Annotated in this window: 23 protein-coding genes; 10 read left to right on the top strand and 13 right to left on the bottom strand. The window is 67.5% G+C overall.

The genetic code is table 11. From position 1 onward, the window contains the following. Nucleotides 1–211: 211 nt before the first annotated feature. The 5 genes from VE25_RS19950 to VE25_RS19970 form a co-directional block, all read right to left on the bottom strand. Nucleotides 212–1102: a hypothetical protein gene (locus tag VE25_RS19950; RefSeq protein WP_046110435.1), complete on the bottom strand. Its 891-nt coding sequence runs from the start codon at nt 1100–1102 to the stop codon at nt 212–214. Then, nucleotides 1102–1986 carry an ABC transporter ATP-binding protein gene (locus tag VE25_RS19955; protein ID WP_046110436.1) on the bottom strand — a complete coding sequence of 295 codons (885 nt, stop codon included), beginning with the start codon at nt 1984–1986 and terminating at the stop codon, nt 1102–1104. The genes VE25_RS19950 and VE25_RS19955 overlap by 1 nt, the downstream gene beginning before the upstream one ends. Continuing rightward, on the bottom strand, nt 1979–2359 hold the full coding sequence (locus VE25_RS19960; RefSeq protein ID WP_046110437.1) for a GntR family transcriptional regulator: 381 nt from the start codon (nt 2357–2359) through the stop codon (nt 1979–1981). Before VE25_RS19960 ends, VE25_RS19955 begins: the two co-directional genes overlap by 8 nt. An 84-nt stretch (nt 2360–2443) precedes the next feature. After that, the gene (locus VE25_RS19965) at nt 2444–4123 is read right to left on the bottom strand and encodes a pilus assembly protein TadG-related protein (RefSeq protein WP_046110438.1); all 1680 of its coding nucleotides are present in this window, start codon (nt 4121–4123) and stop codon (nt 2444–2446) included. Beyond that, on the bottom strand, nt 4123–4551 hold the full coding sequence (locus tag VE25_RS19970) for a TadE/TadG family type IV pilus assembly protein (RefSeq protein ID WP_046110510.1): 429 nt from the start codon (nt 4549–4551) through the stop codon (nt 4123–4125). Before VE25_RS19970 ends, VE25_RS19965 begins: the two co-directional genes overlap by 1 nt. Before the next feature lie 146 nt (nt 4552–4697). On the opposite strand from VE25_RS19970, the gene VE25_RS23050 reads away from it, so the two are divergent. From VE25_RS23050 to VE25_RS19980, 3 genes are all read left to right on the top strand, one after another. Further along, nucleotides 4698–4853: a hypothetical protein gene (locus VE25_RS23050; protein ID WP_160300010.1), complete on the top strand. Its 156-nt coding sequence runs from the start codon at nt 4698–4700 to the stop codon at nt 4851–4853. 57 nt (nt 4854–4910) lie between these two features. Next, on the top strand, nt 4911–5576 hold the full coding sequence (locus VE25_RS19975) for an aquaporin (protein WP_280136851.1): 666 nt from the start codon (nt 4911–4913) through the stop codon (nt 5574–5576). A 134-nt stretch (nt 5577–5710) separates the two neighbouring features. Next, nucleotides 5711–6475 (top strand): siderophore ferric iron reductase, encoded by a 765-nt coding sequence (locus VE25_RS19980; RefSeq protein ID WP_046110440.1) that lies wholly within the window; start codon nt 5711–5713, stop codon nt 6473–6475. Between the two features lie 4 nt (nt 6476–6479). Here the strand turns inward: VE25_RS19980 and VE25_RS19985 are convergent, their stop codons facing one another. Next, on the bottom strand, nt 6480–7055 hold the full coding sequence (locus VE25_RS19985) for an SH3 domain-containing protein (protein WP_052732108.1): 576 nt from the start codon (nt 7053–7055) through the stop codon (nt 6480–6482). A 200-nt stretch (nt 7056–7255) separates the two neighbouring features. Between VE25_RS19985 and VE25_RS19990 the strand changes: the two genes are divergently transcribed. From VE25_RS19990 to truB, 4 genes are all read left to right on the top strand, one after another. Then, the gene (locus VE25_RS19990) at nt 7256–8284 is read left to right on the top strand and encodes a 2-hydroxyacid dehydrogenase (RefSeq protein WP_046110441.1); all 1029 of its coding nucleotides are present in this window, start codon (nt 7256–7258) and stop codon (nt 8282–8284) included. A gap of 198 nt (nt 8285–8482) precedes the next feature. Beyond that, entirely contained in the window at nt 8483–9166 is a 684-nt protein-coding gene (locus VE25_RS19995; RefSeq protein ID WP_152664691.1) for a hypothetical protein, read from the top strand. A 31-nt stretch (nt 9167–9197) separates the two neighbouring features. Then, complete coding sequence (gene rbfA, locus VE25_RS20000) at nt 9198–9608, top strand: 30S ribosome-binding factor RbfA (RefSeq protein WP_046110443.1); 411 nt, start codon at nt 9198–9200, stop codon at nt 9606–9608. 4 nt (nt 9609–9612) lie between these two features. Next, nucleotides 9613–10521 (top strand): tRNA pseudouridine(55) synthase TruB, encoded by a 909-nt coding sequence (gene truB / locus VE25_RS20005; RefSeq protein ID WP_046110444.1) that lies wholly within the window; start codon nt 9613–9615, stop codon nt 10519–10521. A gap of 12 nt (nt 10522–10533) precedes the next feature. Here the strand turns inward: truB and VE25_RS20010 are convergent, their stop codons facing one another. Both VE25_RS20010 and VE25_RS20015 read right to left on the bottom strand, forming a co-directional pair. Next, on the bottom strand, nt 10534–11883 hold the full coding sequence (locus VE25_RS20010) for a sigma-54-dependent transcriptional regulator (protein ID WP_201776121.1): 1350 nt from the start codon (nt 11881–11883) through the stop codon (nt 10534–10536). Continuing rightward, nucleotides 11880–13742, bottom strand: coding sequence for a sensor histidine kinase (locus tag VE25_RS20015; protein WP_052732109.1), 1863 nt, complete (start codon nt 13740–13742; stop codon nt 11880–11882). The genes VE25_RS20010 and VE25_RS20015 overlap by 4 nt, the downstream gene beginning before the upstream one ends. A gap of 211 nt (nt 13743–13953) precedes the next feature. Between VE25_RS20015 and VE25_RS20020 the strand changes: the two genes are divergently transcribed. From VE25_RS20020 to VE25_RS20030, 3 genes are read left to right on the top strand one after another with little or no spacing between them, the layout of a single operon-like run. Continuing rightward, nucleotides 13954–14940, top strand: coding sequence for a tripartite tricarboxylate transporter substrate-binding protein (locus tag VE25_RS20020; protein ID WP_052732110.1), 987 nt, complete (start codon nt 13954–13956; stop codon nt 14938–14940). 53 nt (nt 14941–14993) lie between these two features. Continuing rightward, a complete protein-coding gene (locus VE25_RS20025) occupies nt 14994–15455 on the top strand; it encodes a tripartite tricarboxylate transporter TctB family protein (RefSeq protein WP_046110445.1) in 462 nt (153 codons plus the stop codon). 13 nt (nt 15456–15468) lie between these two features. Then, complete coding sequence (locus VE25_RS20030; RefSeq protein WP_046110446.1) at nt 15469–16974, top strand: tripartite tricarboxylate transporter permease; 1506 nt, start codon at nt 15469–15471, stop codon at nt 16972–16974. Nucleotides 16975–17046: 72 nt separating this feature from the next. On the opposite strand, the gene VE25_RS20035 is transcribed toward VE25_RS20030, so the two are convergent. From VE25_RS20035 to VE25_RS20055, 5 genes are read right to left on the bottom strand one after another with little or no spacing between them, the layout of a single operon-like run. Continuing rightward, nucleotides 17047–18477 carry a mannose-1-phosphate guanylyltransferase/mannose-6-phosphate isomerase gene (locus VE25_RS20035; RefSeq protein ID WP_046110447.1) on the bottom strand — a complete coding sequence of 477 codons (1431 nt, stop codon included), beginning with the start codon at nt 18475–18477 and terminating at the stop codon, nt 17047–17049. A 44-nt stretch (nt 18478–18521) separates the two neighbouring features. Further along, entirely contained in the window at nt 18522–19268 is a 747-nt protein-coding gene (locus VE25_RS20040) for a glycosyltransferase family 2 protein (protein ID WP_046110448.1), read from the bottom strand. Between the two features lie 2 nt (nt 19269–19270). Then, a complete protein-coding gene (locus tag VE25_RS20045) occupies nt 19271–20203 on the bottom strand; it encodes a GDP-L-fucose synthase family protein (protein WP_046110449.1) in 933 nt (310 codons plus the stop codon). Nucleotides 20204–20206: 3 nt separating this feature from the next. After that, nucleotides 20207–21292, bottom strand: coding sequence for a GDP-mannose 4,6-dehydratase (gmd, locus tag VE25_RS20050; RefSeq protein WP_046110450.1), 1086 nt, complete (start codon nt 21290–21292; stop codon nt 20207–20209). Nucleotides 21293–21302: 10 nt separating this feature from the next. Further along, nucleotides 21303–22316 carry a GDP-mannose 4,6-dehydratase gene (locus VE25_RS20055; protein ID WP_046110451.1) on the bottom strand — a complete coding sequence of 338 codons (1014 nt, stop codon included), beginning with the start codon at nt 22314–22316 and terminating at the stop codon, nt 21303–21305. Between the last annotated feature and the right edge of the window lie 2 nt (nt 22317–22318).

Consider the following 22318-nt stretch of genomic DNA (forward strand, 5'->3'; position numbering starts at 1 on the left):
CCCCTATCCCCTCCCCTCAAGGGGGAGGGGCACGCCGTGCTCGTCACGGGCACGTGCCCCAGAAGGGCGGATGAGGGGGTCGCGGCTCCGGCGGCAGACATGAGGTCCGGTGCCTGCCGCCGGATCGCCGTCCCCCTCACCCTGGTTTCCGCTTCATCAGCGGAAGGCTGTCCCCTCCCCCAAAAAGGGAGAGGGAAAGCTTTATCCGACCTCAGTTGTCGATGGTGCGGCGGCGGTATTCGCTGGCAACGAAGATCGCCGCGAAGGCGAAGGCGAGGCCGATGAGCACCTGCACCCAGTCCATGCGGTCGATGAGATCGAGGCTGAAGCGGTAGGCGTCGAACCGGGCGCCGCTGAGGAACCAGGCCTGCAGATAGCCCTCGCGGTCGACGGGAAAATCGAGCCGGTAGGTGAGATAGCTCCAGATCCAGCCGCCCTCGGGCGAGGGGCCGCGCACATACATGTTCTCGATGGCGACGGCGAGGGCCGGCACCAGGACCGCGAGCGGCACGCTCCAGCGCCCCACGGCCGTCGAGAGCGCGCCGACCCAGGCCAGGAACGGGGCGAACCAGAGGATCGAGGCGGCGAGCGCGACGAGGATGCCCCCGGCGATCGAAAGGTAGGACATGAACGCGCCCGACATGAAGACGCCGAGATTGCCGCCCGTCGCCGAGACCATGATGAGGGTGAGGATATAGGCCAGCACCCCGCAGGCGAGCGCGGCCGCATAGACGAGCCCCGGAAAGAGCGTGGTGGCGGCGCCGAACTTGGCGAGGAGGATCTTGAGATCCGACTGCGGCATCGACTTCCAGAAGAGCATGGAATTGTTGCGCTTGTCGGCGGCAAAGCCGTCGGCGCAATAGAAGAAGAGGACGCCGAGCAGATAGAGCCACCAGGCGACGGCGAAGCCGAGGAAGCCGATCTCGAAGACGCGGATCGGCAGCGGGCGCGCCATGCCGGCCAGCTCGAAGTTCAACCGGCCGGTGACATAGGCCAGCACCAGCATCGAAAAGAGGATGCCGATGAGGGCGAGCGGCGCGATGAGGAACGCGCCGCGGTGTTCGAGAAGCTCGCGATGGACGAGGGCGAAGAAGGCTTTCATCACGCGGCACTCGGATTGGCGGTCGGACGCTGCATGAGGGCGACGAAGAGATCGGAGATGCTGGGGGTCGTCACCTGCCCCAGAAGCTCGAGCTCGCGCCGGTCGGCCCCGTCGAAGATCATCACGGTCTGGCCGAAGCGGGTTTCCTCGAAGAGCGGCTCATGGGTGCGCGCCTCCTTGGCCTTGGCCGGATCGGTGACGACGAGCTGGCTGAACTTGTCGTTCACCGACTCCATCTGCATGTGCAGGATGATGTCGCCATCGCGCATGAACATGATGTCGGAGAGCATGAACTCGATCTCGTCGACCTGGTGGGTGGTGATGAGGAGCGTCCTCTCCTCGGTCATGTAGTCCTCGAGCAGGCGCCGGTAGAAGCGCTTGCGGTAGGAGATGTCGAGGCCGAGCGTCGGCTCGTCGAGGACGAGGAGCTTGGCGTCGATCGCCATGACGACGGCCAGGTGCAGCTGCGCGATCATGCCCTTGGAGAGGTGCTTGATCTTGGCGTCCATGCGGATGTCGGTGCCTTCGAGGAAGGACCGGGCCTTCTCCTGGGAGAAGTTCGGATGGATGTTGGTCAGGAGCGCGAAGAGTTCGCGCACCCGCATGAAGCGCGGCAGGCTCGCCACATCCGAGATGAAGGCGACGTTCTCCATCAGCTTGGCGCGCCTGGCGAAGGGATCCTCGCCGAGGACGCGGATGGTGCCCTCGCAATTGGTGAGGCCGAGGATGGCGTTGAGCGTCGTGGTCTTGCCGGCCCCGTTGTGACCAACCAGACCGTAGATGCGTCCGGCAGGCACCTCGAAATCGAGGCCGTGCAGGATCTCCTTGCGGCCGAAGCTCTTTCGCAAGCCTTTGGCGGAGATGATGATTTCGGCGTTATTCATTTTCGGACCCCTTGCTCTCCGGCTCATCGGCCTTCGACAACAGCTTTTCGACGTCCAGCTCGAGGGCGGCGATCTGCGCGGCAATGCGCGGCCACTCCTCGTTCAGGAACTTCTCGCGCTCGTGCGCCATCAGCAGCGCGCGCGCGCCCTCCTTGACGAACATCCCCAGGCCCCGGCGCTTCTCGACCACGCCGATGTCGACCAGGGCCTCGAAGGCCTTGGTGACGGTCAGCGGATTGACCGAGAGGTCGGCCGAGATCTGGCGCACCGACGGGAGGGCCTCGCCCTCGGCGACGGTGCTCGCCAGGATCATCTCGATCAGCCGCTGGCGGATCTGAACGAAGATCGGCTGACCTGAGTGGAAGTCGTCCATGTGTATTGCCTGCATAGTGTGCTATATACCTAACACACTATAACAGCGAGTCAAGCGACATTCTCTACGGCGCGGGAAGGTCGTTCAGCCGACCAGGACGGGATGGCCGCAGGTGACGCCGTAGACGCGCACATCCGCCTCGCCGAGACCGAGCCCGAGGGTGTCGAGCAGCAGGTTGACGATGGCGTCGAGCACCGGGGTCACGGGCGTGAGAAGCGCGGCGAGGAGCTGGGTGACGAGCGCCAGCGAGATGCTGATCAGGCCGCCGAACACGTCGATGCGTATCGTGAGGTGGGACAGGAGCGTACCCACGAGCGAGCCGACGATGGTGCGGGTTGTGGCGGTCTTGACCGTCTCGCTGGCGATCTCCCGGCTTGAGAAGGAAAGCGGAATGGGCGACGACTGGGCGACCTCGATCAGAGCCTTGGCATAGATGTCGGCGATCAGAAGTCCGACGAGGCGCGTCTCGCGCAGGGCCGGTTGGGTGTTGAAGTCGCGCAACGAGCTGTCGCTGACCTCGCCGACCATCAGGCGCAGGGCGCCGGGGCGGGTGAGGATCGTCGCCGAGCCCATGCCGCCATTGACCGGGCAGCTTGCCGCACCCACGATCGCCTCGGCATGGGCGACCTCGACATAGAGGGGCACGCGCACGAGCGAGCCCTTGATGAGGCCCGCATCGCCGAGGAGCGAGACCAGCAGGCGCAGGCGCACCTGGGCGGTGCGCGCCACGGCTCCCGTCGGGCCGATGGCGAACCAGGAGGCGAACTGGGGCGGCTCGCCGATGGCGAGGTCGGCCTTGATGGCGGCGATGCTGCCGAGATCGACGCTGAGATTGAGACCAACCTGCTTGCCGGCGCCGCCGAGGGTGGCGGTCGCCATCAGGATGTCGAGGGCGGCGATGTCGGCATAGAGATCCTCTCCCCCCGAGCCGATGTCGATCCGGCCAAGATCGCCGAGCGAGAGCAGCTTGTTGACGGGGATGAGCCCGGTGTTGCCGATGACGCCGGCGATGAGCGAGGCGGCAGCGGCCTCCGTGCCCGACAACGCCCGCGCCAGGGCCTTGACCAGCTGGTTCTGCGTGGCGCTGACGGCCAGCACGTCGTCATAGGTGCCGACGGTCAGGCCGAGTTCGAAGGCGAGCGCGTCGAGATAGGCGAAGGCATCGACCTTCGCGCCGACGAGGCCGTTGTAGTCGGCGGCGGTCAGCTTGACGGTGGTGCCGAGCAGGGTGTTGAGAAGGCCGTTGACCAGCCCGCCCTCCAGCCGGGCGAGGCGCGAGCCGATGGAAAAGGCGACGAGCGGCGTGACCGAGGCGGTGGCCGACGCGCTCATCTCGGGAATGGGGCTCCAGGAGTTGGCGAAATAGAGCCGGCCGGGCTTGGTGGCGACAACGCGCACGGCGTTGATCGCGGTGGCGCCAGCCTGGAACCGGTCTTGCGGGGCGATGCCGGAATCGGCCGCATACTGGCCGGTTTCGACCTCGAGCCGGGTGGGATTGTCGGGATCGGCCAATTGCTCGACGGTCACCGAGGCGCCGATCACGCCGGCATCGACCAGAACCTCGCGGGCGACGGCGCGGGCATTGGCCGGATCGCGCGCCGCCTCGAGCGCGGCCAGGTCCACCGCCGTCTGCAGCATGCGCCGCTCGAGATAGAGCGAGCCGGCATCCACCGCGAAAGCCGCGACGACCGAGGCGAGCGCGAGCGCGCCGGCGAAGAGAATCGCCATGTTGCCGCCTTCCGCGGCCAGCAGCCGCCGCCACATCAGATGCCGCCTTTGCGGATCGACGAGGTGTAGACGATGGTTTCGCCCGGCAGAGGCAGGGGTGGGTAGAGGTTCCAGATCGGCAGGCCCGAGGCGTCGTAGGAGACGGTGACGCGGTACTGGTTGGGATCGGCCGGATTGTCGCCGACGTCGAAACTGACGCGGTCGCCGTCGATGAGCATGTACCCGGAGGCGTTCGCCTCGATGAAGGCCTCGACCAGGGCTTCGCGCTCATCGGCCGAGAGGCCGGCGATAGAGGTGCGGGCGGCGTCGGCGGCGATCTGCTGGACCGAGTGGGCGGCCCCGAAATAGATGCCGTACGCCATCATGCCGAACATCAGCAGCAGGAAAACCGGCGCGAGGATGGCGAACTCGACGGCGGCGGCCCCACTCCGGTCGTACGCCGCCCTTCTGGCAGCAGAGCGCATCGCGAGTCCCCCAAAAATTTCGGCCACCGCCAGACTTCGCTCTATTTCCCTCCGGAACCGTGAATTCCTTCGTCACGACTTTTACCTATTTCATTCGTTTGTTTTCGGACGAATTGGATATTTACTTTAATATATGAATCGAACTTATGGAGCCGGAACAGGCGGCAGAAATTCTCCACTTCTCCGCTCAGGATTTTCATTGGCAAATTTTTCCTGCGCCGAACGGAAACATCGATAAATTCCGGACACGAGCGAAAACAGCACAACCGCTTGCGCGCAAGAAAAAAGCCACGAATATTTGAAGTTGCGCCTGTCCCTGATTCTCTCAGGGCAGGTCGGGAAGCCTTGCTTGGAGGTCTTTGAGGGACATGAACAAACTAGCAGCAGAATTCATCGGCACGGCGGTGCTTGTGCTCATCGGGTGCGGCGCGGCCGTACTTGGCGGCGACAATATCGGTCAGGTCGGCATCGCGCTGGCCTTCGGCCTCGCCATCGTCGCCATGGCCTACGGCATCGGCCCGATCTCGGGCTGCCACGTCAATCCGGCGGTCAGCCTTGCCGTCTACCTCGACGGGCGGATGAGCGCTGGGGAGATGGTGCAGTACTGGATCGCCCAGTTCGCCGGAGCGCTGGTCGGCGCGCTGATCCTGCTCGCGATCGCGGGCAGCAACGCTAACCTCGGCGCCAATGGCTGGGGTCCGGGGTACCTGGGCGAATACTCGCTCGTTGCCGCGCTGATCTTCGAGATCGTCTTCACCGCGATCTTCGTCATCGTCATCCTCGGGGCGACCGGCCAGGGCGCCTCGCCCGGCTTTGCGGGCCTCGCCATCGGGCTGACGCTGGCGGCCATCCATCTGGTCGGCATCCAGGTGACGGGCGTGTCGGTCAATCCGGCGCGCAGCTTCGGGCCGGCGCTGCTGACCGGCGGCAACGCGCTCGCCCAGCTCTGGCTGTTCATCGTCGCGCCGGCGATCGGGGCGGCGCTTGGCGCCCTGCTCTTCCGCCTCAAGGTGCTGAAGGTCTGATCCGCCTTCCGCCGCCGGGTCATCGGTCCGGCGGCGGCCATGATTGATTTGCCGCCCACGCGCCGCTATCAGCTTGTCCGGTTCGCGACCAGCCGGATGTATCGTGTGTGAACGCGCACCCGCCTCCAGACGCAATGTCCTCGCCTCCGGCCACCGCCGGAGAGCTGATCGCGCTTTCCCGCAAGGTCACCGATTTTCTCGACGGCGAGCCCGGCGGGCCGCCCCCAGACTGGTATCGGGTCGGCGGCGACAACAGCGCCGTGCTCGGCGCGCTCCACGCGGAACTCGCCAGGACCTATCCCGAGGCGGGGCCGCCGCTCTGGGCGGTGCGGCTCTTCACCAACCTCCTTTGGCAGCCGGCCTACCTCGCCGTCATCGGCGTGCATTTCGGCGGCGTGCTGCCGGACCTTCACGCCGTCAGCCAGCGCTGCGCGGGCATCCATGCCGACGGCTACCGGCTCGGCGCCGATCCAGTCGCCGGGCTGGGTGAGGACGAAATGATCGCGCGGGCCGGCGCGCAATTGAAGGCAATGGCCGGGGAGCTCCTTGCCGAAGTCAACGCGCTCGAAAAATTGAAGCGGCTGCCGGCGCGGCGGCTGCTGGCCGACCGCATGCTGGGGCTGATGACCTTCGTGCAGAGGAAACGGCCGCAGCTCGATCCGAAGGTCATCAGCGGCTGGTGCGCGCGGTGGCTCGAGGCCATGGACCTCGCCGGGCAGGGCGACCTCGAGGCCGTGCGCCTCAAGGACGGGCGCGAGGCGCTGATCATCAAGCGCAAGGGGTGCTGCCTCGACTACCTCATCCCGCCCGGCGTCTACTGCGCCTCCTGCCCCAAGCAGCCGGATGCGCTGCGCATCGCGCACCAGCGGGCCGAGACCGAGGCGCTGATGGCCGGCTGAGCGGTCAGTCGAACACTTCCGTGCGATAGACGCCCCAGAGCTGATCCTGGTGGACGAAGCCGTGATAGGTCGAGGCGCGGCCGTTCTCGGGCCGGTGGGTGGCGCTGACCTCGCACCACTGCCCGTCGCACTCGGAGACGTCGACGCGAAAGCCCGAGCCGAGGACGGCGCGCGGGGCGCCCGCGTCGTTGCGCGAGGGCAGGAGCGGCACCTGCAGCTCCCGGTTCCAGGGGGCGACATAGGCGGCCCTGTCGCCCGAGAGCAGGTTCTGGTGGACCCAGCCCTCGGAGCCGTCGACGTCGCGGATGCGCCGCCAGGTATCGAACTCCTGGATGATCTCGACCGGGACGCCCGCCTTCACGTAGACCCAGGAGATGTCGTAGCGCGTGCCGGGGCCCACGCGCACGTTGATCGGGGTAGAGCGGGTCGTGGCGAAGCGCGGCAGCGGCAGGCCGGACGGATTGTCCTGCGCCATGGCGCGCTCGAGGCCGAGCGGGACCAGCAGCAGCATGACGAGGAGGAGGCGCGTGAGCACGGCCGCCAGGCGACCGGCGGGCGCCGGGACATTGCGTAGGGACATGGACTTTGCGTGGCGGTGCTTTTGACCTATCACTAGCCCACTATCCTTAACGGTCGCTAAAGCATAGAAGCTGGACCCAGCCGGGCGACCTGATAAGCTCTCCCCAAAAATCGCCCCTGATCCATCCGAGCGTCCATGGCCCGTTCCTTCCCCTCCCGGTCCGCCCTCGTCAAAGTGCGCGTATCGCGCCGGAAACGGGCATGATCGGCCCGCGCCCGCGCATCCTCGTCACCCGGCGCCTGCCCGCCACCATCGAGGCGCGCATGGCCACCCTCTTCGAGACCGACGTCAACGAGGCCGACGTGCCGCTGACGGGCGACGACCTCGTCGAGGGGCTCGCCGAAAAGGACGTGCTCGTCTCCTCGATCACCGACCGGATCGACGCCGAGCTCATCGCGCGCCTGCCCAAAGCCGTGCGCCTCATCGCCCAGTTCGGCAACGGCGTCGACAACATCGACATCGAGGCGGCCTGGGCCGCGGGGCTGACGGTGACCAACACGCCGAGCGTCCTCACCGAAGACACCGCCGACATGGCCATGGCCCTGATGCTGGCGCTGCCGCGCCGGCTGATCGAGGGCAGCCAGGTGCTGGCGCGCGGCGGCGGCTACTGGGCGGGCTGGTCGCCCACCTCGATGCTGGGCATGCGGCTGCGCGGCAAGGCGCTGGGGATCGTCGGCATGGGGCGCATCGGCACCGCCGTCGCCCAGCGCGCCAAAGCCTTCGGGCTTTCCATCCACTATTTCTCGCGCAGCCGGCGCTCGGCGCAGGTGGAGGAGCCGCTCGGCGCCACCTACTGGCCGTCGCTCGACGCCATGCTCGAGGCGGTCGACATCGTCTCCCTGCATACGCCCCTGACGCGCGAGACACAGCGCCTGCTCAGCGCCGAGCGGCTGGCGCGGATGAAGGCGGGGAGCTTCCTCGTCAACGTCTCGCGGCCCGAGCTCATCGATGAGCCGGCCCTGGTCGGGCAGATCGAGAGCGGGCGCCTCATGGGGGCGGCGCTCGACGTCTTCGAATACCGCGACGGCGTCAATCCACGGCTGCTGGCACTGGCCGACGCCAACAGGGTGATCATGACCGCCCACATGGCCTCGGCCACCCTCGAGGCGCGCGTCGAGATGGGCGAGGCGGTGATCGTCAACATCCGCACCTTCATGGACGGCCACCAGCCGCCGCACCTGGTGCTGCCCGAGGGCGGGGCCGGAATCGTGCGCAGGGCGCGAGCCTAGAGCCAGCGGCGGTTCCCTGGAACCGCTCCAGTGTTGCGGGGAAAACCCAGTTGCGCGGGGAATCGGCGCCGGGAGCCGCGAGTCCGCTTGCCCGCGCCGATCCCGGCCCCTATGTCCTCGGACGGCGTCGGCGTTCTCCCGGTGTGGGCCGGGCGGCGGAGGACGCCGATCACACGCGACGCCGGGCCGGAGACCGCCTTGAAGAGATCGACGCTCAGCACTGTCCTGCGCTTCTGCCTGCCGCTCGCGGGCCTGCTGGTGCTGCCGCTTCACGCCGGCGCGCAGGAGAGCGCGGCCGCGCCCCTGACGCAGGAGGGCCGGACGCTGGTGCTCGACAGCCACGCGCACCGGCTGGTGATGCCGCTGCCCGACTGGTTCAGCGACAGCGAGCGGGCCGGCGAGGCATTGCCGCTGATCGAGACCGAGTTCACCACCAACGAGCGCCAGGCTGTGCTGCGCATCCGGCCCAAGGGCGAGAACGCGCAGAACTGGCGCACCCTCTATGCGGCCCGCATCACGCTCGAGCCCGAGCGGCCGCTGCTCGACTACCGGCGCTCGACCATGATGGGCTACGCGCAGATCTGCCAGCCGGAACTGACCGGCTTCTTCCAGCTCGGCCCGGACGAGGGCGAGACGCTCGCCCCGACCGGGTTCGTCTGCGGCGCCTTCCTCGACCGGCTGGAGAACCTCGCCGGCACCGGCGAGGTCGTCATCATGTCGTTCAAGCGCACGCCCGAGGGAATCGCCTCCGTCTATCAGGAGTGGCGCGGGGAGCCGTTCGATCCGACGGACCCGTCGAGCTGGCCGGTGCCGACGCAGGTGGTCGAGACGCGGGCGCGCGAGCTGCAGCAGGAAGCGCAGCTCCTCGCCAGCGGCAATTGACGCGCGCGGCGCTCTCGCCTAAGTCCAGCCAATGAGCAAGGACAACAAGCCCAAGGGCCCGAGCCAGCGCATGCTGCGCGTCGGGGAACTCGTGCGCCATGCACTGGCGGCGATGTTCGCGCGCGGGGAAGTCGAGGACGAGACGCTGCGCGGCGTGGTGGTGACCGTGCCGGAGGTGCGCATGACCCCGGACCTCAAGCTCGCCAACGCCTATGTGATGCCGCTCGGCGGCCAGCACGCGCCCGAGGTGGTCGAGGCCCTCAACCGCCACCGGCGGTTCATCCGCGGCCGCATCGCGCCGCAGCTCGACCTCAAGTTCGCGCCCGACATCCGCTTCTTCGTCGACGAGACCTTCGAGGAAGCCAGCCGGATCGACGCGCTGCTGCGCACCGACCGGGTGCGGCGCGACGTCGAGACCGACGAAGACGACGGGGACGCGTAAGGCCTTGGACACCCAGAAGAAGCGCGTCAAGCGGGCCGTTTCCGGCTGGCTGGTGCTCGACAAGCCCTACGACATGACCTCGACGCAGGCCGTCGGCAAGGTGCGCTGGCTGTTTTCGGCCGCCAAGGCCGGACACGCAGGCACCCTCGATCCGCTGGCGACGGGCATCCTGCCCATTGCGCTGGGCGAAGCGACGAAGGCCGTGCCCTACGTCCAGGACGGCCGCAAGGTCTACCGGTTCGGTTTGCGCTGGGGGGCGGCGACCTCGACCGACGACGCCGAGGGCGAGGTGGTGGCAACGAGCGAGAACCGGCCGGACGAGGCCGACGTCGCCGGTGTGCTCGCCGAGTTCACCGGGCTCGTCGAGCAGGTGCCGCCGGCGTTCTCGGCCCTCAAGATCGACGGCGAGCGGGCCTACGACCTAGCCCGGGCCGGCGAGGCGGTCGAGCTCGCGCCGCGCACCGTCGCGATCGACAGCCTCACGCTCCTCGCCCACGGAACCGACATTTCGACCTTCGAGGTCACTTGCGGCAAGGGCACCTATGTGCGCGCGCTCGCCCGCGACCTTGCCCGGCGGCTCGGCACCTGCGGACACGTGGCGAGCCTGCACCGCGCCGCCGTCGGCGGCTTTTCCGATGCCGACGCGGTGCGCATCGAGGATCTCGAGGCGATGGACCCCGCCGCGCGCGATGCGGCGCTGAAGCCGGTTTCCGCCGCCTTCACCGCCCTGCCGGAAGTGCGGCTGCGCGCCGAGCAGGCGGCAACGATCCGCAACGGCAACCCGGTGCTGCTGACCGGCGCCGGCGCCCCCATCGCCCTCGAAGCGGCCTGGGCGAGCTTTGCCGGCGAAGTGGTGGCGACCGGCAGCGTCGAGCGCGGCCAGTTCAAGCCGAAGCGCGTGTTCAACCTCTGAGCGGGCGACGGCTCAACGCCGCACGCCCAGGCGCGCCATCTTCTCGTTGAGGGTGCGGCGCGGCACCTGCAGCGCATCGACGACCGCCGCGATCGAATGGTCGTGCCGGGCAAGCTCGGTCTCGATCACGTGCCGCTCATAGGCGGCGACGCGCTCGGCAAGGCTGGCCGACGCCGGCAACGTGCGGGCCCGCGGCGTCAGGATGGTCTCGAGCGAGCGGCCGGTGGAATCGAGCCCCAGCGCGAAGCGGTCGGCGGCGCCTTTCAGCTCGCGCACGTTGCCCGGCCAGCCATGCGTCATCAGCGCGTTGATGTCGGCCGGATGGAGCGTGGGCGCGGGCTTGCCGAAGCGCTTGGCGGCGGCGGCGAGGAAATAGTGGAAGAGCAACACCACGTCCTCACCGCGCTCGCGCAAGGGGGGAAGCGTCAGCGTCGCCATGTTGAGCCGATAGAAGAGGTCGGCGCGGAAGCGTCCGGCCTCGCTCTCGGCGGCAAGGTCGGCTTTGGAGGCGGCGACGATCCGCACGTCGAGGGGGATCTGCCGGTTGGAGCCGATCCGCTCGACCTGCCGCTCCTGGATGACGCGCAGCACCTTGGCCTGCGCCATCATCGGCATGCTCTCGATCTCGTCCAAAAGGAGCGTGCCGCCATTGGCGAACTCGAACTTGCCGATGCGCGTGCCCCTGGCGCCGGTGAAGGCGCCCTGCTCGTGCCCGAAGAGCTCGCTTTCGATGAGGTCCTCGGGGATCGCCGCGCAGTTGACGGCGACGAACGGCCCCTTGGCGCGCGGCGAGAAATCATGCAGGCACCGCGCCACCACCTCCTTGCCCGTCCCCGTCTCGCCGAAGACGATGACGTCGGCGTCGACCGCGGCGAGCTCCATCACCGCCCGGCGCAGATCCTCCATGCCGCGCGAGCTGCCGACGAGGCGGGTCGCGAGCTCCGTCTCGCCGCCGTCGAGCCGGCGCTTGAGGTCCGCGATCTCGCGTTTGAGGCGGCTCTGCTCGGCAGCGCGGCGCAACACCTTGACCAGCTCGTCGGGCACATAGGGCTTCTGGATGAAGTCGAACGCGCCTTCGCGCATGGCTTCGACCGCCATCGGTACGTCGCCGTGGCCGGTGATCATGATGACCTCGGTCGTCGCCGAGCGCGCGCGCACGGCCCGCAGCACGTCGAGCCCGGTGCCGCCGGGCATGCGGATATCGGTCAGCACCGCCTCGGGCCTGATGTCGTCGACGAGCGCCAGCCCCTCGCGCGGGCCGCTTGCCGCCGCGACCGCGAAACCCGAGAGGCGCAGCCACTGCTCGAGCGCGGTGCGCACCATTTCCTCGTCCTCGACGATGACGATCCGATGCTCGTTCACGCATCCTCCATGATCTTTGTTGCATCCGCCCAAACGAGCGGCAGGGTGAGGGTGAATGTGGCGCCGTTGCCCGGCGTGCTCTCGGCCCGGAGCGATCCGCCCATGTCGCGCACCAGCCCATAGGAGATGGAAAGGCCGAGGCCGAGGCCCCGCCCCGCCTCCTTGGTGGTGAAGAACGGATCGAAGAGGTTGGGTAGATCACCCTCGGCGATGCCCTCGCCGGTATCGGCGACGCGGATGGCGACCATGCCGGCGTGGCGGACGACCGTCACCGCCAGCCGCCGCGTTTCGGCATGCTCCATGGCGTCGGCGGCGTTGCTGAAGAGGTTGATCAATACCTGCTCCAGCCGCACGGGGTTGCCGCGCACCGGCAAGGGACCTTGGGGCATGTCGAGGTCGACCGCGACGTCGAAGGCCTTGAGCTTGTGGGCGGAAAGCTCGAGGGCGTTGCCGACCGCCTCGGAGAGGTCGCTGACGACGCAGATGTCGCTTTCCTTCCTCGCGAAGGTCTTGAGGTGGCCGGTCAGCGCCGTCAGCCGGCCGATCACCTTGTCCATGGCCGAGAGGATCGCGCCGGTGTCCGCGTCGCCCTTGCGGGTGGCGAGGAGCTTGGCGCTCGCCAGGTGGGTGGAAAGGGCGGCGACGGGCTGGCTGATCTCGTGGGCGACGCCGGCGAGGGCCTCGCCGAGGCTTGCCAGCTTTGCCGCCTGCACCAGCCCCTCCTGCGCGTCGCGCCGCTCGCGGTCGGCCCGGGCGCGCTCGGTGATCTCGGCGCGCAGCTGCTGGTTGGCGGCATGGAGCGCGGCGGTGCGCTGGGCGACGCGGTGCTCGAGCCGGTCGTGCTCGGCCAGCCGCGCGGCGATGACCCGCTGGCGCTGGACGAGAAGGGCGACGACCAGGAGCAGCGCCACCGCGCCCAAGGACGCCGCCGCCGCCATGATCTGCGCGCCCGCCGCGATCGGCCCGGCCGGGATGAACGACATGATCCGCCAGCCATGCTTGGGCAGGCGCAGCTCCTCGACGACGAAATACCCCGAGGCCTGCGGATCGCCCGCGTCGATATAGGCGAACTCGCCGCCGCGCGAGGGCCAGCGGGCGGTGATGACGCCGGTGTTGTCGATGCCGCGCTCGCCGTAAAGCTGCTCGGAGGCGACGAGCCGCGCCTGCGACGGCTCGATGGTCGTCAGCGGCCGGTAGCGCCAGTCGGGCCGGGTCGAGAGGATGACGACGTCGTTGACGTCGATGATGCCGATGAGCTCGCCCGAGCGCCACCAGGTCGCTTCGATCTCGCCGAGGTTGACCTTGACCACGGCCACACCCAGCGGCCCGTCGGGTCCCTCGATGCGGCGGGAGAGGAAATAGCCGGGCACCCGCGTCGAGATGCCGAAGGCATAGTATTCGGCGGTGCCGCGCTTCATGGCGTCGGCGAAATAGGGCCGGAAGGCGTAATTGGTGCCGACGAGGCTGGTCAGCGTCCACCAGTTGCTGGCGGCGAGCACGCCGCCATCGGCGTCCATGATGAAGATCTCGCTGGAGCCGGCGGTGTCATTGAGCTGGCTGAGAATCCCGTTCGCCGCCTCGACCGCCGCCGGATCGCCGGGGTTTTCCAGCGCCTGCTGCGATTCCTCGGCCTGGGAGACGGCCTCGGGCAGATAGCGGAACCGCTCGATCATCGCCTCGAGCGTGCGATCGAAGAGCATGAGGCGCCGCTGCGCCTGCTCGTTGGCCGAAGCGATCCCCGAGGCATAGGAAAGCTCGAAGGCGATCCAGCCGACCGCCACCACCAGGGCGAACCCGATGGCGGCCACCGTCAGGTGCTCGCGGCGCAGGAGCGATGTGAGGCCCAGTTGTCGTTTCACGTCCCATCCCGACGCGTTGCGTGCCTTTCGGCAAGAAGTTGCCGACCCGAACCGGTTCGATGCGCAATTTCTTGCCAGGGAGCTTAGCATGTCTCCAGCACGACTGCATATCAGCCTTGCGTCCGGCGCGTGGCACGCTTGTTGCAACGTGATTGGCGTTCAGTTCGCCGCCGGCCGCGCCGGGGCGAAGGCAACTCCGGGAGGAAACCTCATGAAGAAGACTGTCTCCACGCTGTTCGCTGCCGCCCTCGCGGCCGGCACGGCCCTCGCCGCGACCTGCGTCGCCGCCCAGGACTATCCCGCCCAGCCGATCACCATCGTCGTGCCGTTCTCGGCCGGCGGCCCGACCGATACCGTGACCCGCCTCGTCGCCCAGGCGATGAGCGAGGACCTCGGCCAGCAGGTCGTGGTGCAGAACGTCGGCGGGGCCGGCGGCACGCTCGGGGCCGGCCAGGTCGCCGCGGCGGCCAATGACGGCTACACGCTCCTCCTCCACCACATCGGCATGTCGACGGCGCCGGCGCTCTACCAGAGCCTGCCGTTCGACCCGCAGACCGACTTCGCCCCCATCGGGCTCGTCACCAACGTGCCGATGACGATCGTCGCGCGCCGCGATTTCGAGCCCGAGACGATGGCCGATCTCATCACTCACATCCAGGAGAACGGCGAGAACATCACCTACGCCAATGCCGGCATCGGGGCGGCGAGCCAGCTCTGCGGCCTCCTGCTGATGGATGCGCTCGATACGCGGATGACTGAAGTGCCCTACCAGGGCACCGGCCCGGCGATGACGGACCTGCTCGGCGGCCAGATCGACATGATGTGCGACCAAACCACCAACACCACCTCGCAGATCCTTGCCGGCGAGATCAAGGCCTACGCCGTGACCACCCCCGAGCGGGTCGCGGCGCTTCCCGACGTTCCGACGGCCGCCGAGGGCGGGCTCGAGAACTTCGAGCTGGCCATCTGGCACGGCCTCTATGCCCCGGCCGGCACGGATCCCGCGATCGTCGAGCGGCTGACGACCTCGCTGCAGGCGGCGCTCGCCAATGAGACGGTGGCGCAGAGCTTTGCCGACCTCGGCACCTATCCGGTGCCGGCCGACCAGGCGACGCCCGACGCGCTGGCCCAGACCCTCGCCGCCCAGACCGAGCTCTGGGCCGAGGTCATCGCCGCCGCCGGCGTCTCGGCGCAATAAGGCCTGAACCGGCTCCCGGTCCGCCGGGAGCCGGCCACCGACAGGAAAAAGAGATGGCCATCAACGCATCGCGCAACGACCTCGCCTCGGGCGGCATCTTCGTCGCCTTGGGCGCCTATTTCGCGCTCGAGGCGCTCCGCTACGAGTTCGGCACGCCCTTGCGCATGGGGCCCGGCTTCATGCCCGTGGTGCTCGGCAGCGTGCTCGTCGCGCTGGGGATCGCCATTGTCTTGAAGGGTTTCCGCAAGCCGGACGAGGAGGCCCCGCCGCCCGTTCCCTGGCGGGGCATCGCGCTGGTCCTGGGCACCGTCGTCTTCTTTGCCGCCACCATACGCGGACTCGGCTTCGTGCCCGTCGTCGCCATCTCGGCGTTCGTCACGGCGCTCGCCAGCCGCAACAACAACTGGTTGTCGGCGGTCATCATCGCGGTCGGGCTCTGCGTCCTCTGCCTCGTCGTTTTCGTCGTCGGGCTCGGGCTCCTCGTGCCGCTCGTCGGCCCGTGGCTGCGGTTCTAGAGGGGAGAACGCCATGGATCTCATCGCCTCCCTCGGCCTCGGCTTCTCGGTCGCCTTCGACCCGGTCAACATCCTCTACTGCTTCCTCGGCGTGCTGCTCGGCACCCTCGTCGGCGTGCTGCCGGGCATCGGCCCGACGGCGACCATCGCCATGCTGCTGCCGATCACCTTCACGCTGCCGGCCGAGACCGCGCTCATCATGCTCGCCGGCATCTACTACGGCGCGCAATATGGCGGCTCGACCACCGCCATCCTCATCAACCTGCCGGGCGAATCCTCGGCGGCGGTCACCGCCATCGACGGCTACCAGATGGCGCGCAACGGGCGCGCCGGCCCGGCGCTGGCGGCGGCCGCCCTCGGCTCGTTCTTTGCCGGCTCGGTCGCAACGTTCTTGCTTGCCGCCTTCGCCCCGCCGCTGGCGCGCGCCGCGCTCAATTTCGGGGCGCCCGAATATTTTTCGCTCATCGTCCTCGGGCTCCTGGTCTCGATCGCGCTGGCCCACGGCTCGATCCTCAAGGCGCTGGCGATGATCGTCCTCGGGCTGCTGCTCGGCATGGTCGGGCAGGACATCTATACCGGCACGCCGCGCTTCACCTTCGGGGTGCGCGAGCTCTTCGGCGGCCTCAATTTCGTCGCCGTCGCGGTCGGCGTCTTCGGCATCGCCGAGATCCTGCGCAATCTCGAGGATGAGACCGAGCGCGAGGTGGGCGTCAAACGCGTCACCAACCTCTGGCTGACGCGCGAGGATTTCCGCCGCATCGTCGGGCCTGTGCTGCGCGGCACGGGCCTCGGCTCCATCCTCGGCGTGCTGCCGGGCGGCGGGCACATCCTTTCGTCCTTTGCCTCCTACTCGACGGAAAAGCGCGTCTCGAAGAACCCGCGCGAGTTCGGCAAGGGCGCGATCGAAGGCGTCGCCGGGCCGGAATCGGCCAACAACGCGGCGGCGCAGACCTCGTTCATCCCGCTCCTGACCCTCGGCATCCCGGCCCATCCGGTCATGGCGCTGATGGTCGGCGCCTTCATCCTCCAGGGCATCACGCCCGGCCCCAACGTCATCAACGAGCAGCCGGCGCTGTTCTGGGGCGTCATCGCCTCCATGTGGATCGGCAATCTGATGCTGGTCATCCTCAACCTGCCGCTCATCGGGCTTTGGGTGAAGATGCTGACCATTCCCTATCGGGTGCTGTTCCCGGCCATCGTCGTCTTTGCCTGCATCGGCACGTTCTCGATCAACCAGAACATCTTCGACATCTACGCCATCGCCTTCTTCGGCATCGTCGGGTACCTGCTGATCCGCTTCGGCTGCGAACCGGCCCCATTGCTGCTTGGGTTCGTCCTCGGGCCCCTGCTCGAAGAGCACCTGCGGCGCGCCATGATCATCTCGCGCGGAGACCCGACGATCTTCGTCACCCGCCCGATCTCGGCGACGCTCCTGGCGCTGGCGCTGGCAGCGATCCTCATCGCGGTCCTCCCCAACATCCGCCGCAAGCGCGAGGAGGTTTTCGTCGAGGAGGGGTGAGACCCCGGACAAAACGAAAGGGCCCGCCGGCATGCCGGCGGGCCCTTCATGATTCAGGGGGGTATCGACGGTTCAAGCGCGGCCGAAATCGTCGTCGATGCGCACGATGTCGTCCTCGCCCAGATACGAGCCTGTCTGCACCTCGATCAATTCGAGCAGGATCTTGCCGGGATTGGCGAGCCGGTGCACGCACCCCAAGGGCAGGTAGATCGACTGGTTCTCGGTCAGAACCTTCGTTTCCCCGTCGACAGTCACCTCGGCCGTGCCCGAAACGACCACCCAGTGCTCGGCCCGGTGGTGGTGCTTTTGCAGCGAGAGCTTCTTGCCGGGCTTGACGAAGAGGCGCTTCACCTGGAAGCGGCCGCCCATCAGGATCGACGAGTACCCGCCCCATGGCCGATAGGCGGTCTGGTGGATTTCGGTGAGGCCGGCCGTTGCCGGATCGGTGCGCAGCCGCTTGACGATCGCCCCGACATTCTGCGCGCTGGAGAGCCTGCCGACATAGACGGCGTCTTCGCTGGCGATCACCGCCACGTCCTCGAGGCCGTCGACGACGACATGGGCATGGTCGGAAAGGACGAGAGAGCGCTGCGTGTTGGCGAGCGACACGTTGCGCAGCGCAACGTTCCCGGCCTCGTCCTTGGCCCCGATCTTCCAGACCGCGTCCCAGCTGCCCAGGTCCGACCAGGCATAGCTGACGGCGACCACGGCGACCTTGCCGGATTTCTCGAAGACCGCGTAGTCGATCGAGATGTTGGGCGCCAGCGAAAAGCTCTTCTCCTCGAGACGGAAGAAATCGAGGTCGGAGACGCCGTTCTCGACCGAGAGGCGCGCCTGCTCGACGACGTCGGGGGCCAGCGCCTGCGCCTCGGCAAGGAACGTTCCGGCCGAGAACATGAACATCCCCGAATTCCAGAGATAACCGCCGGCCGCGACCATTTCCTCGGCCCGCTTGATGTCCGGCTTCTCGATGAACCGGGCGACGCGCTGCGCGCCCTCGGCCACGCTCCCGCCGGCCTCGATATAGCCGTACCCCGTTTCGGGGGACGTCGGCACGATGCCGAAGGTGACCAGCATTCCCGCGCCCGCCGCCTGACGCGCGGCGTCGAGGGTACGCCAGTAGTCGCCGTCCACGTCGATCGCATGATCGGAGGCGAGAATATGGAGGATCGCGTCGCCGAAGCGGCTCTCGGCCAGGACGCTGGCGGCGGCGATCGCCGGGGCGGTGTTGCGCGCCACCGGCTCCAGCACGATCGCGGCGAGCGCGATGCCCAGCTCCTGGGCCTGCTCGGCGACCAGGAACCTGTAGTCGCTGTTGGTGATGACGATGGGCGCGGCATAGCGCTCGTCCGAAACGCGCAGCAGGGTCTGCTGGAAAAGGCTGACGTCGCCATTGAGGTTGAGGAACTGTTTGGGCCTGGCCGAGCGCGACAGCGGCCACAGCCGCGTGCCCTGCCCGCCCGCCAGTATCACCGGGACGATCCTGGTTTCCGTTTCCTGCATAGTCAGTGTTCTCTCCCAATGCGGTCTGCGGTTCGCGGCATTCGTCACAGCTCCCTGAAACCGCTGCGGAACCATATCTGATAGGGCTGCGCGAGCCACCATTTTATCGGCACGCGCCCGTAGTGCCGGCGCACGACCGCCATCGCCTCGCGATAGTGCGCGCGTCGCCGCGTGCTGGTCTTTGTCTGCCCATGCACGCGGTTGACCGCGACGAACGCGTCGACGAATTGCGGCGCGCCGAACCGCCGGTAGATCCGCCACCAGAGGTCGTAGTCCATAGCCATGTGGAGCGCCGGATCGAGCCCGCCCACGGCTTCCCACACCGGGCGGCGGATCAGCGTGCCGGGCTGGGAAATGATGCAGCGCAGCGCCAGGCGATCCTCGGCGAACGGCTCGACCCAGGTGGCCTTTCGCTCGCCCGTCGCCTCGTCGAGGTCGTAGGTGCGGCCGTAGCAGGCGGGCGCCTCCGGCTGTCGCGCGAGCGCGTCGAGCAGGCGCGGCAGCGCGCCTTCGAGCAGCAGGTCGTCGCTGTTGAGCCAGGTGACGTAGGGCGCCGTGCCTGAGGCGATGCCGCGATTGATGGCGTCCGACTGGCCGCCGTCAGGTCCCGAGTGCCAGCCGGCAAGGCGGCCTTCCCACGACCTGATGACATCGAGCGTCCCGTCGGTCGAGCCGCCGTCCATCACATAGACCTCGCAGGCGACCTCCTGGTCGAATATCGAGCGCAGCGCCGCGTCCAGGTACGGGGCCTGGTTGAGCGAGGGCACGGCGATAGTGACGCTGGCCTGCATGGCTAGCGCACGTACCTTTCAAGGAAGTCCTTGTAGGCAAGGGCGATGCCGTCGCGCAGGGAAACCGAGGCCGACCAGCCGAGCGCCTCGAGCTTGCCGACATCGAGAAGCTTGCGCGGGGTTCCGTCGGGCTTGCCGGCATCGAAGACGATGCGTCCCTTAAAGCCGACGATCTCCATGATGAGCTCGGCGAGGTCGCGGATGGAGATGTCCTTGCCCGTGCCGATGTTGAAGAGCCCCGCCTCGACCCCTTCTTCCATCAGGAAGACCGAGGCGTCGGCCATGTCGTCGACGTAGAGGAACTCGCGCAGCGGCCGGCCCGACCCCCAGACGACGAGCTCCTCGGCCCCGGCGACCTTGGCCTCGTGCGCCTTGCGCAGGAGCGCGGGCAGGACGTGGCTGTTGGCGAGGTCGTAATTGTCGTTGGGCCCAAAGAGGTTGGTGGGCATGGCCGACAGATATTTGGTGCCGTACTGGCTGTTGTAGGCGTCGCACATCTTGAGCCCGGCGATCTTGGCGATCGCATAGGGCTCGTTGGTGACCTCGAGGGGGCCGGTGAGGAGATAGTCCTCGGAGATCGGCTGGCGGCTGTCGCGCGGATAGATGCAGCTCGACCCGAGGAACTGCAGGCGCTCGACGCCGGCCTGCATCGCGGCGTGGATGGTGTTCGCCTCGATCATCAGGTTGGTATAGAGGAACTCGCCGCGATAGGTGTTGTTGGCCTGGATGCCGCCGACACGGGCGGCCGCCAGGAACACGTAGTCGGGCTTTTCGGCGGCAAAGAACGCGTTGACCGCCGCCTGGTCGGCGAGATCCAGCTCGGCATGGGTGCGGGTCACGATGTTGGAATAGCCACCCGCGGCCAGCCGCCGGACGAGCGCGGATCCGACCATGCCGCGATGGCCGGCAACATATATCTTGGCGCTCTTGTCCATCTTCTACTCGTTGTAGTTGTAGGCCGAATAGCCGTGGCGGGAGATCAGGTCGTCGCGCTCGGCGGCCTTCAAGTCCTCGCGCATCATCTCGGAGACGAGCTCCTGGAAGGACGTGCGCGGCTGCCAGCCGAGCACCTCGCGCGCCTTGGTCGGATCGCCGAGCAGCGTTTCCACTTCGGTCGGACGATAATAGCGCGGATCGACGCGCACGATGCAGCGGCCGCTGGCGTCGTAGCCCTTCTCGCTGCTGCCCGAGCCTTCCCAGCGCACGGTGAGGCCGACCTCGGCGGCGGCGGCGGCAACGAAGTCGCGCACGCTGTACTGGACACCCGTGGCGATGACGAAGTCCTCGGGTTTTTCCTGCTGCAGCATCAGCCACTGCATCTCGACATAGTCGCGCGCATGCCCCCAGTCGCGCTTGGCGTCGAGATTGCCGAGATAGACGCATTCCTGCAGGCCCAGCTTGATGCGGGCGAGCGCGCGCGTGATCTTGCGCGTGACGAACGTCTCGCCGCGGCGCGGGCTCTCGTGGTTGAAGAGGATGCCGTTGCAGGCGTAGATGCCGTAGGCCTCGCGGTAGTTGACCGTGATCCAGTAGGCATAGAGCTTGGCCACCGCATAGGGCGAGCGCGGATAGAAGGGCGTCGTCTCCTTTTGCGGAATCTCCTGCACCAAGCCATAGAGCTCGGAGGTCGAGGCCTGGTAGAAGCGGGTTTTCTTCTCGAGCCCGAGGATGCGGATGGCCTCGAGGATGCGCAGCGCCCCCAGCGCATCCGAATTGGCGGTGTATTCGGGCTCCTCGAACGAGACGGCCACGTGGCTCTGGGCGGCGAGATTGTAGATCTCGTCGGGCTTGACCTGCTGGATGATGCGGATGAGGCTGGAGCTGTCCGTCAGATCTCCGTGATGCAGGATGAAGCGCACGTTGGATTCATGCTGATCCTGATAGAGATGATCGATGCGGTCCGTATTGAACAGCGAAGACCGCCGCTTGATGCCGTGGACCTCGTAATCCTTCGCGAGCAGCAGTTCCGCCAGATAGGCTCCGTCCTGGCCGGTGACACCGGTGATGAGGGCTTTTTTCGCCACGCTTGTCTCTCTAGGAATGTTGTTGCAGTCGTTTAACCTGGGCAGCGACCATTCGCCCGATCATTTCCTCGAAGCTGACACTCGGATACCATCCGAGCGCCTTGTGAGCCTTAGTAGGGTCGGCCCTGGTCGTTCCCGGCTCCAGGGGCCTGACCAGCGCCGGATCACTGTAGACGCTGTCCTGCCAATCCCGGCCGACGCTTCTGTATGCCACTGCGCAGAGGTCCCGTAGCGTATGGAGCTGGCCTGTGCCAATGACGAAATCCTGTGATCTGGGCTGTTGGGAGATCATCCACATCGCCCGCACGAAATCGGGTGCATAGCCCCAGTCGCGCGCCACGTCCAGATTGCCGAGGGCAAGCTTGCCGTTTTCGACCATGGGGCGGCCGCGTTCGTTCCGATCGGGTGAATCGAGAATTCCAAGACACGCGCAGGCCGCGCCGTAGGCGATTTTTTGCGACAGGAAATGCAGCGGGCGGCGTTCACTCTCATGATTGAACAATATCCCCGCGGAAATGTGCAGCCCGTAACTCTCCCGGTAAATGCCTGCCATGTGATGCGCGTAGACTTTGGCGGCGGCGTAGGGATTGACCGGATTGAAGGACGTTGTCTCGCTCTGCTGTTCCAGCCCGGTCTGGCCGAACATTTCCGAGGAGGAAGCGTGATAGATGCGCGCCTGAGGCCTGTTGTGGCGGACCGCTTCGAAGAGCCGTACGGCTGCGAGGCCATTGACCAGCAGCGTCTCCGACGCGCGCGACCATGATTCGCCCGGCCGCGATTGCGAGGCAAGATTGTAGATCTCGTCCGGCTCGGCATCCTGGACCGCGCGTACGATGTCGACGCCTTCGGTCACGTCGCCGAAAAGGATATCGACCCGTCCGGCCAGGTGGCTGGCACAGTTCGGCCGGTACCAGCTCTCCTGCCTCGCCAGCCCGAAAACATGATAGCCCTTTTCGAGCAGAAGCTCGGCGAGATAGGAGCCGTCCTGCCCCGTAATGCCGGTGATGAGCGCCCGTTTCGACACTG

The sequence above is a fragment of the Devosia geojensis genome, from assembly GCF_000969415.1.
Lineage (GTDB): Bacteria > Pseudomonadota > Alphaproteobacteria > Rhizobiales > Devosiaceae > Devosia > Devosia geojensis.

Coding starts and splice junctions, on each gene's coding strand:
- VE25_RS20040 (WP_046110448.1), bottom strand. CDS start 19,268: ATGCAGGCCAGCGTCACTATCGCCGTGCCCTCGCTCAACCAGGCCCCG.
- VE25_RS20035 (WP_046110447.1), bottom strand. CDS start 18,477: ATGCAGGAAACGGAAACCAGGATCGTCCCGGTGATACTGGCGGGCGGG.
- VE25_RS19960 (WP_046110437.1), bottom strand. CDS start 2,359: ATGGACGACTTCCACTCAGGTCAGCCGATCTTCGTTCAGATCCGCCAG.
- VE25_RS20045 (WP_046110449.1), bottom strand. CDS start 20,203: ATGGACAAGAGCGCCAAGATATATGTTGCCGGCCATCGCGGCATGGTC.
- VE25_RS20025 (WP_046110445.1), top strand. CDS start 14,994: ATGGCCATCAACGCATCGCGCAACGACCTCGCCTCGGGCGGCATCTTC.
- VE25_RS20020 (WP_052732110.1), top strand. CDS start 13,954: ATGAAGAAGACTGTCTCCACGCTGTTCGCTGCCGCCCTCGCGGCCGGC.
- VE25_RS20030 (WP_046110446.1), top strand. CDS start 15,469: ATGGATCTCATCGCCTCCCTCGGCCTCGGCTTCTCGGTCGCCTTCGAC.
- VE25_RS23050 (WP_160300010.1), top strand. CDS start 4,698: ATGGAGCCGGAACAGGCGGCAGAAATTCTCCACTTCTCCGCTCAGGAT.
- VE25_RS19965 (WP_046110438.1), bottom strand. CDS start 4,123: ATGTGGCGGCGGCTGCTGGCCGCGGAAGGCGGCAACATGGCGATTCTC.
- VE25_RS19950 (WP_046110435.1), bottom strand. CDS start 1,102: ATGAAAGCCTTCTTCGCCCTCGTCCATCGCGAGCTTCTCGAACACCGC.
- VE25_RS19990 (WP_046110441.1), top strand. CDS start 7,256: ATGATCGGCCCGCGCCCGCGCATCCTCGTCACCCGGCGCCTGCCCGCC.
- VE25_RS19955 (WP_046110436.1), bottom strand. CDS start 1,986: ATGAATAACGCCGAAATCATCATCTCCGCCAAAGGCTTGCGAAAGAGC.
- VE25_RS19970 (WP_046110510.1), bottom strand. CDS start 4,551: ATGCGCTCTGCTGCCAGAAGGGCGGCGTACGACCGGAGTGGGGCCGCC.
- VE25_RS19980 (WP_046110440.1), top strand. CDS start 5,711: ATGTCCTCGCCTCCGGCCACCGCCGGAGAGCTGATCGCGCTTTCCCGC.
- VE25_RS19985 (WP_052732108.1), bottom strand. CDS start 7,055: ATGTCCCTACGCAATGTCCCGGCGCCCGCCGGTCGCCTGGCGGCCGTG.
- rbfA (WP_046110443.1), top strand. CDS start 9,198: ATGAGCAAGGACAACAAGCCCAAGGGCCCGAGCCAGCGCATGCTGCGC.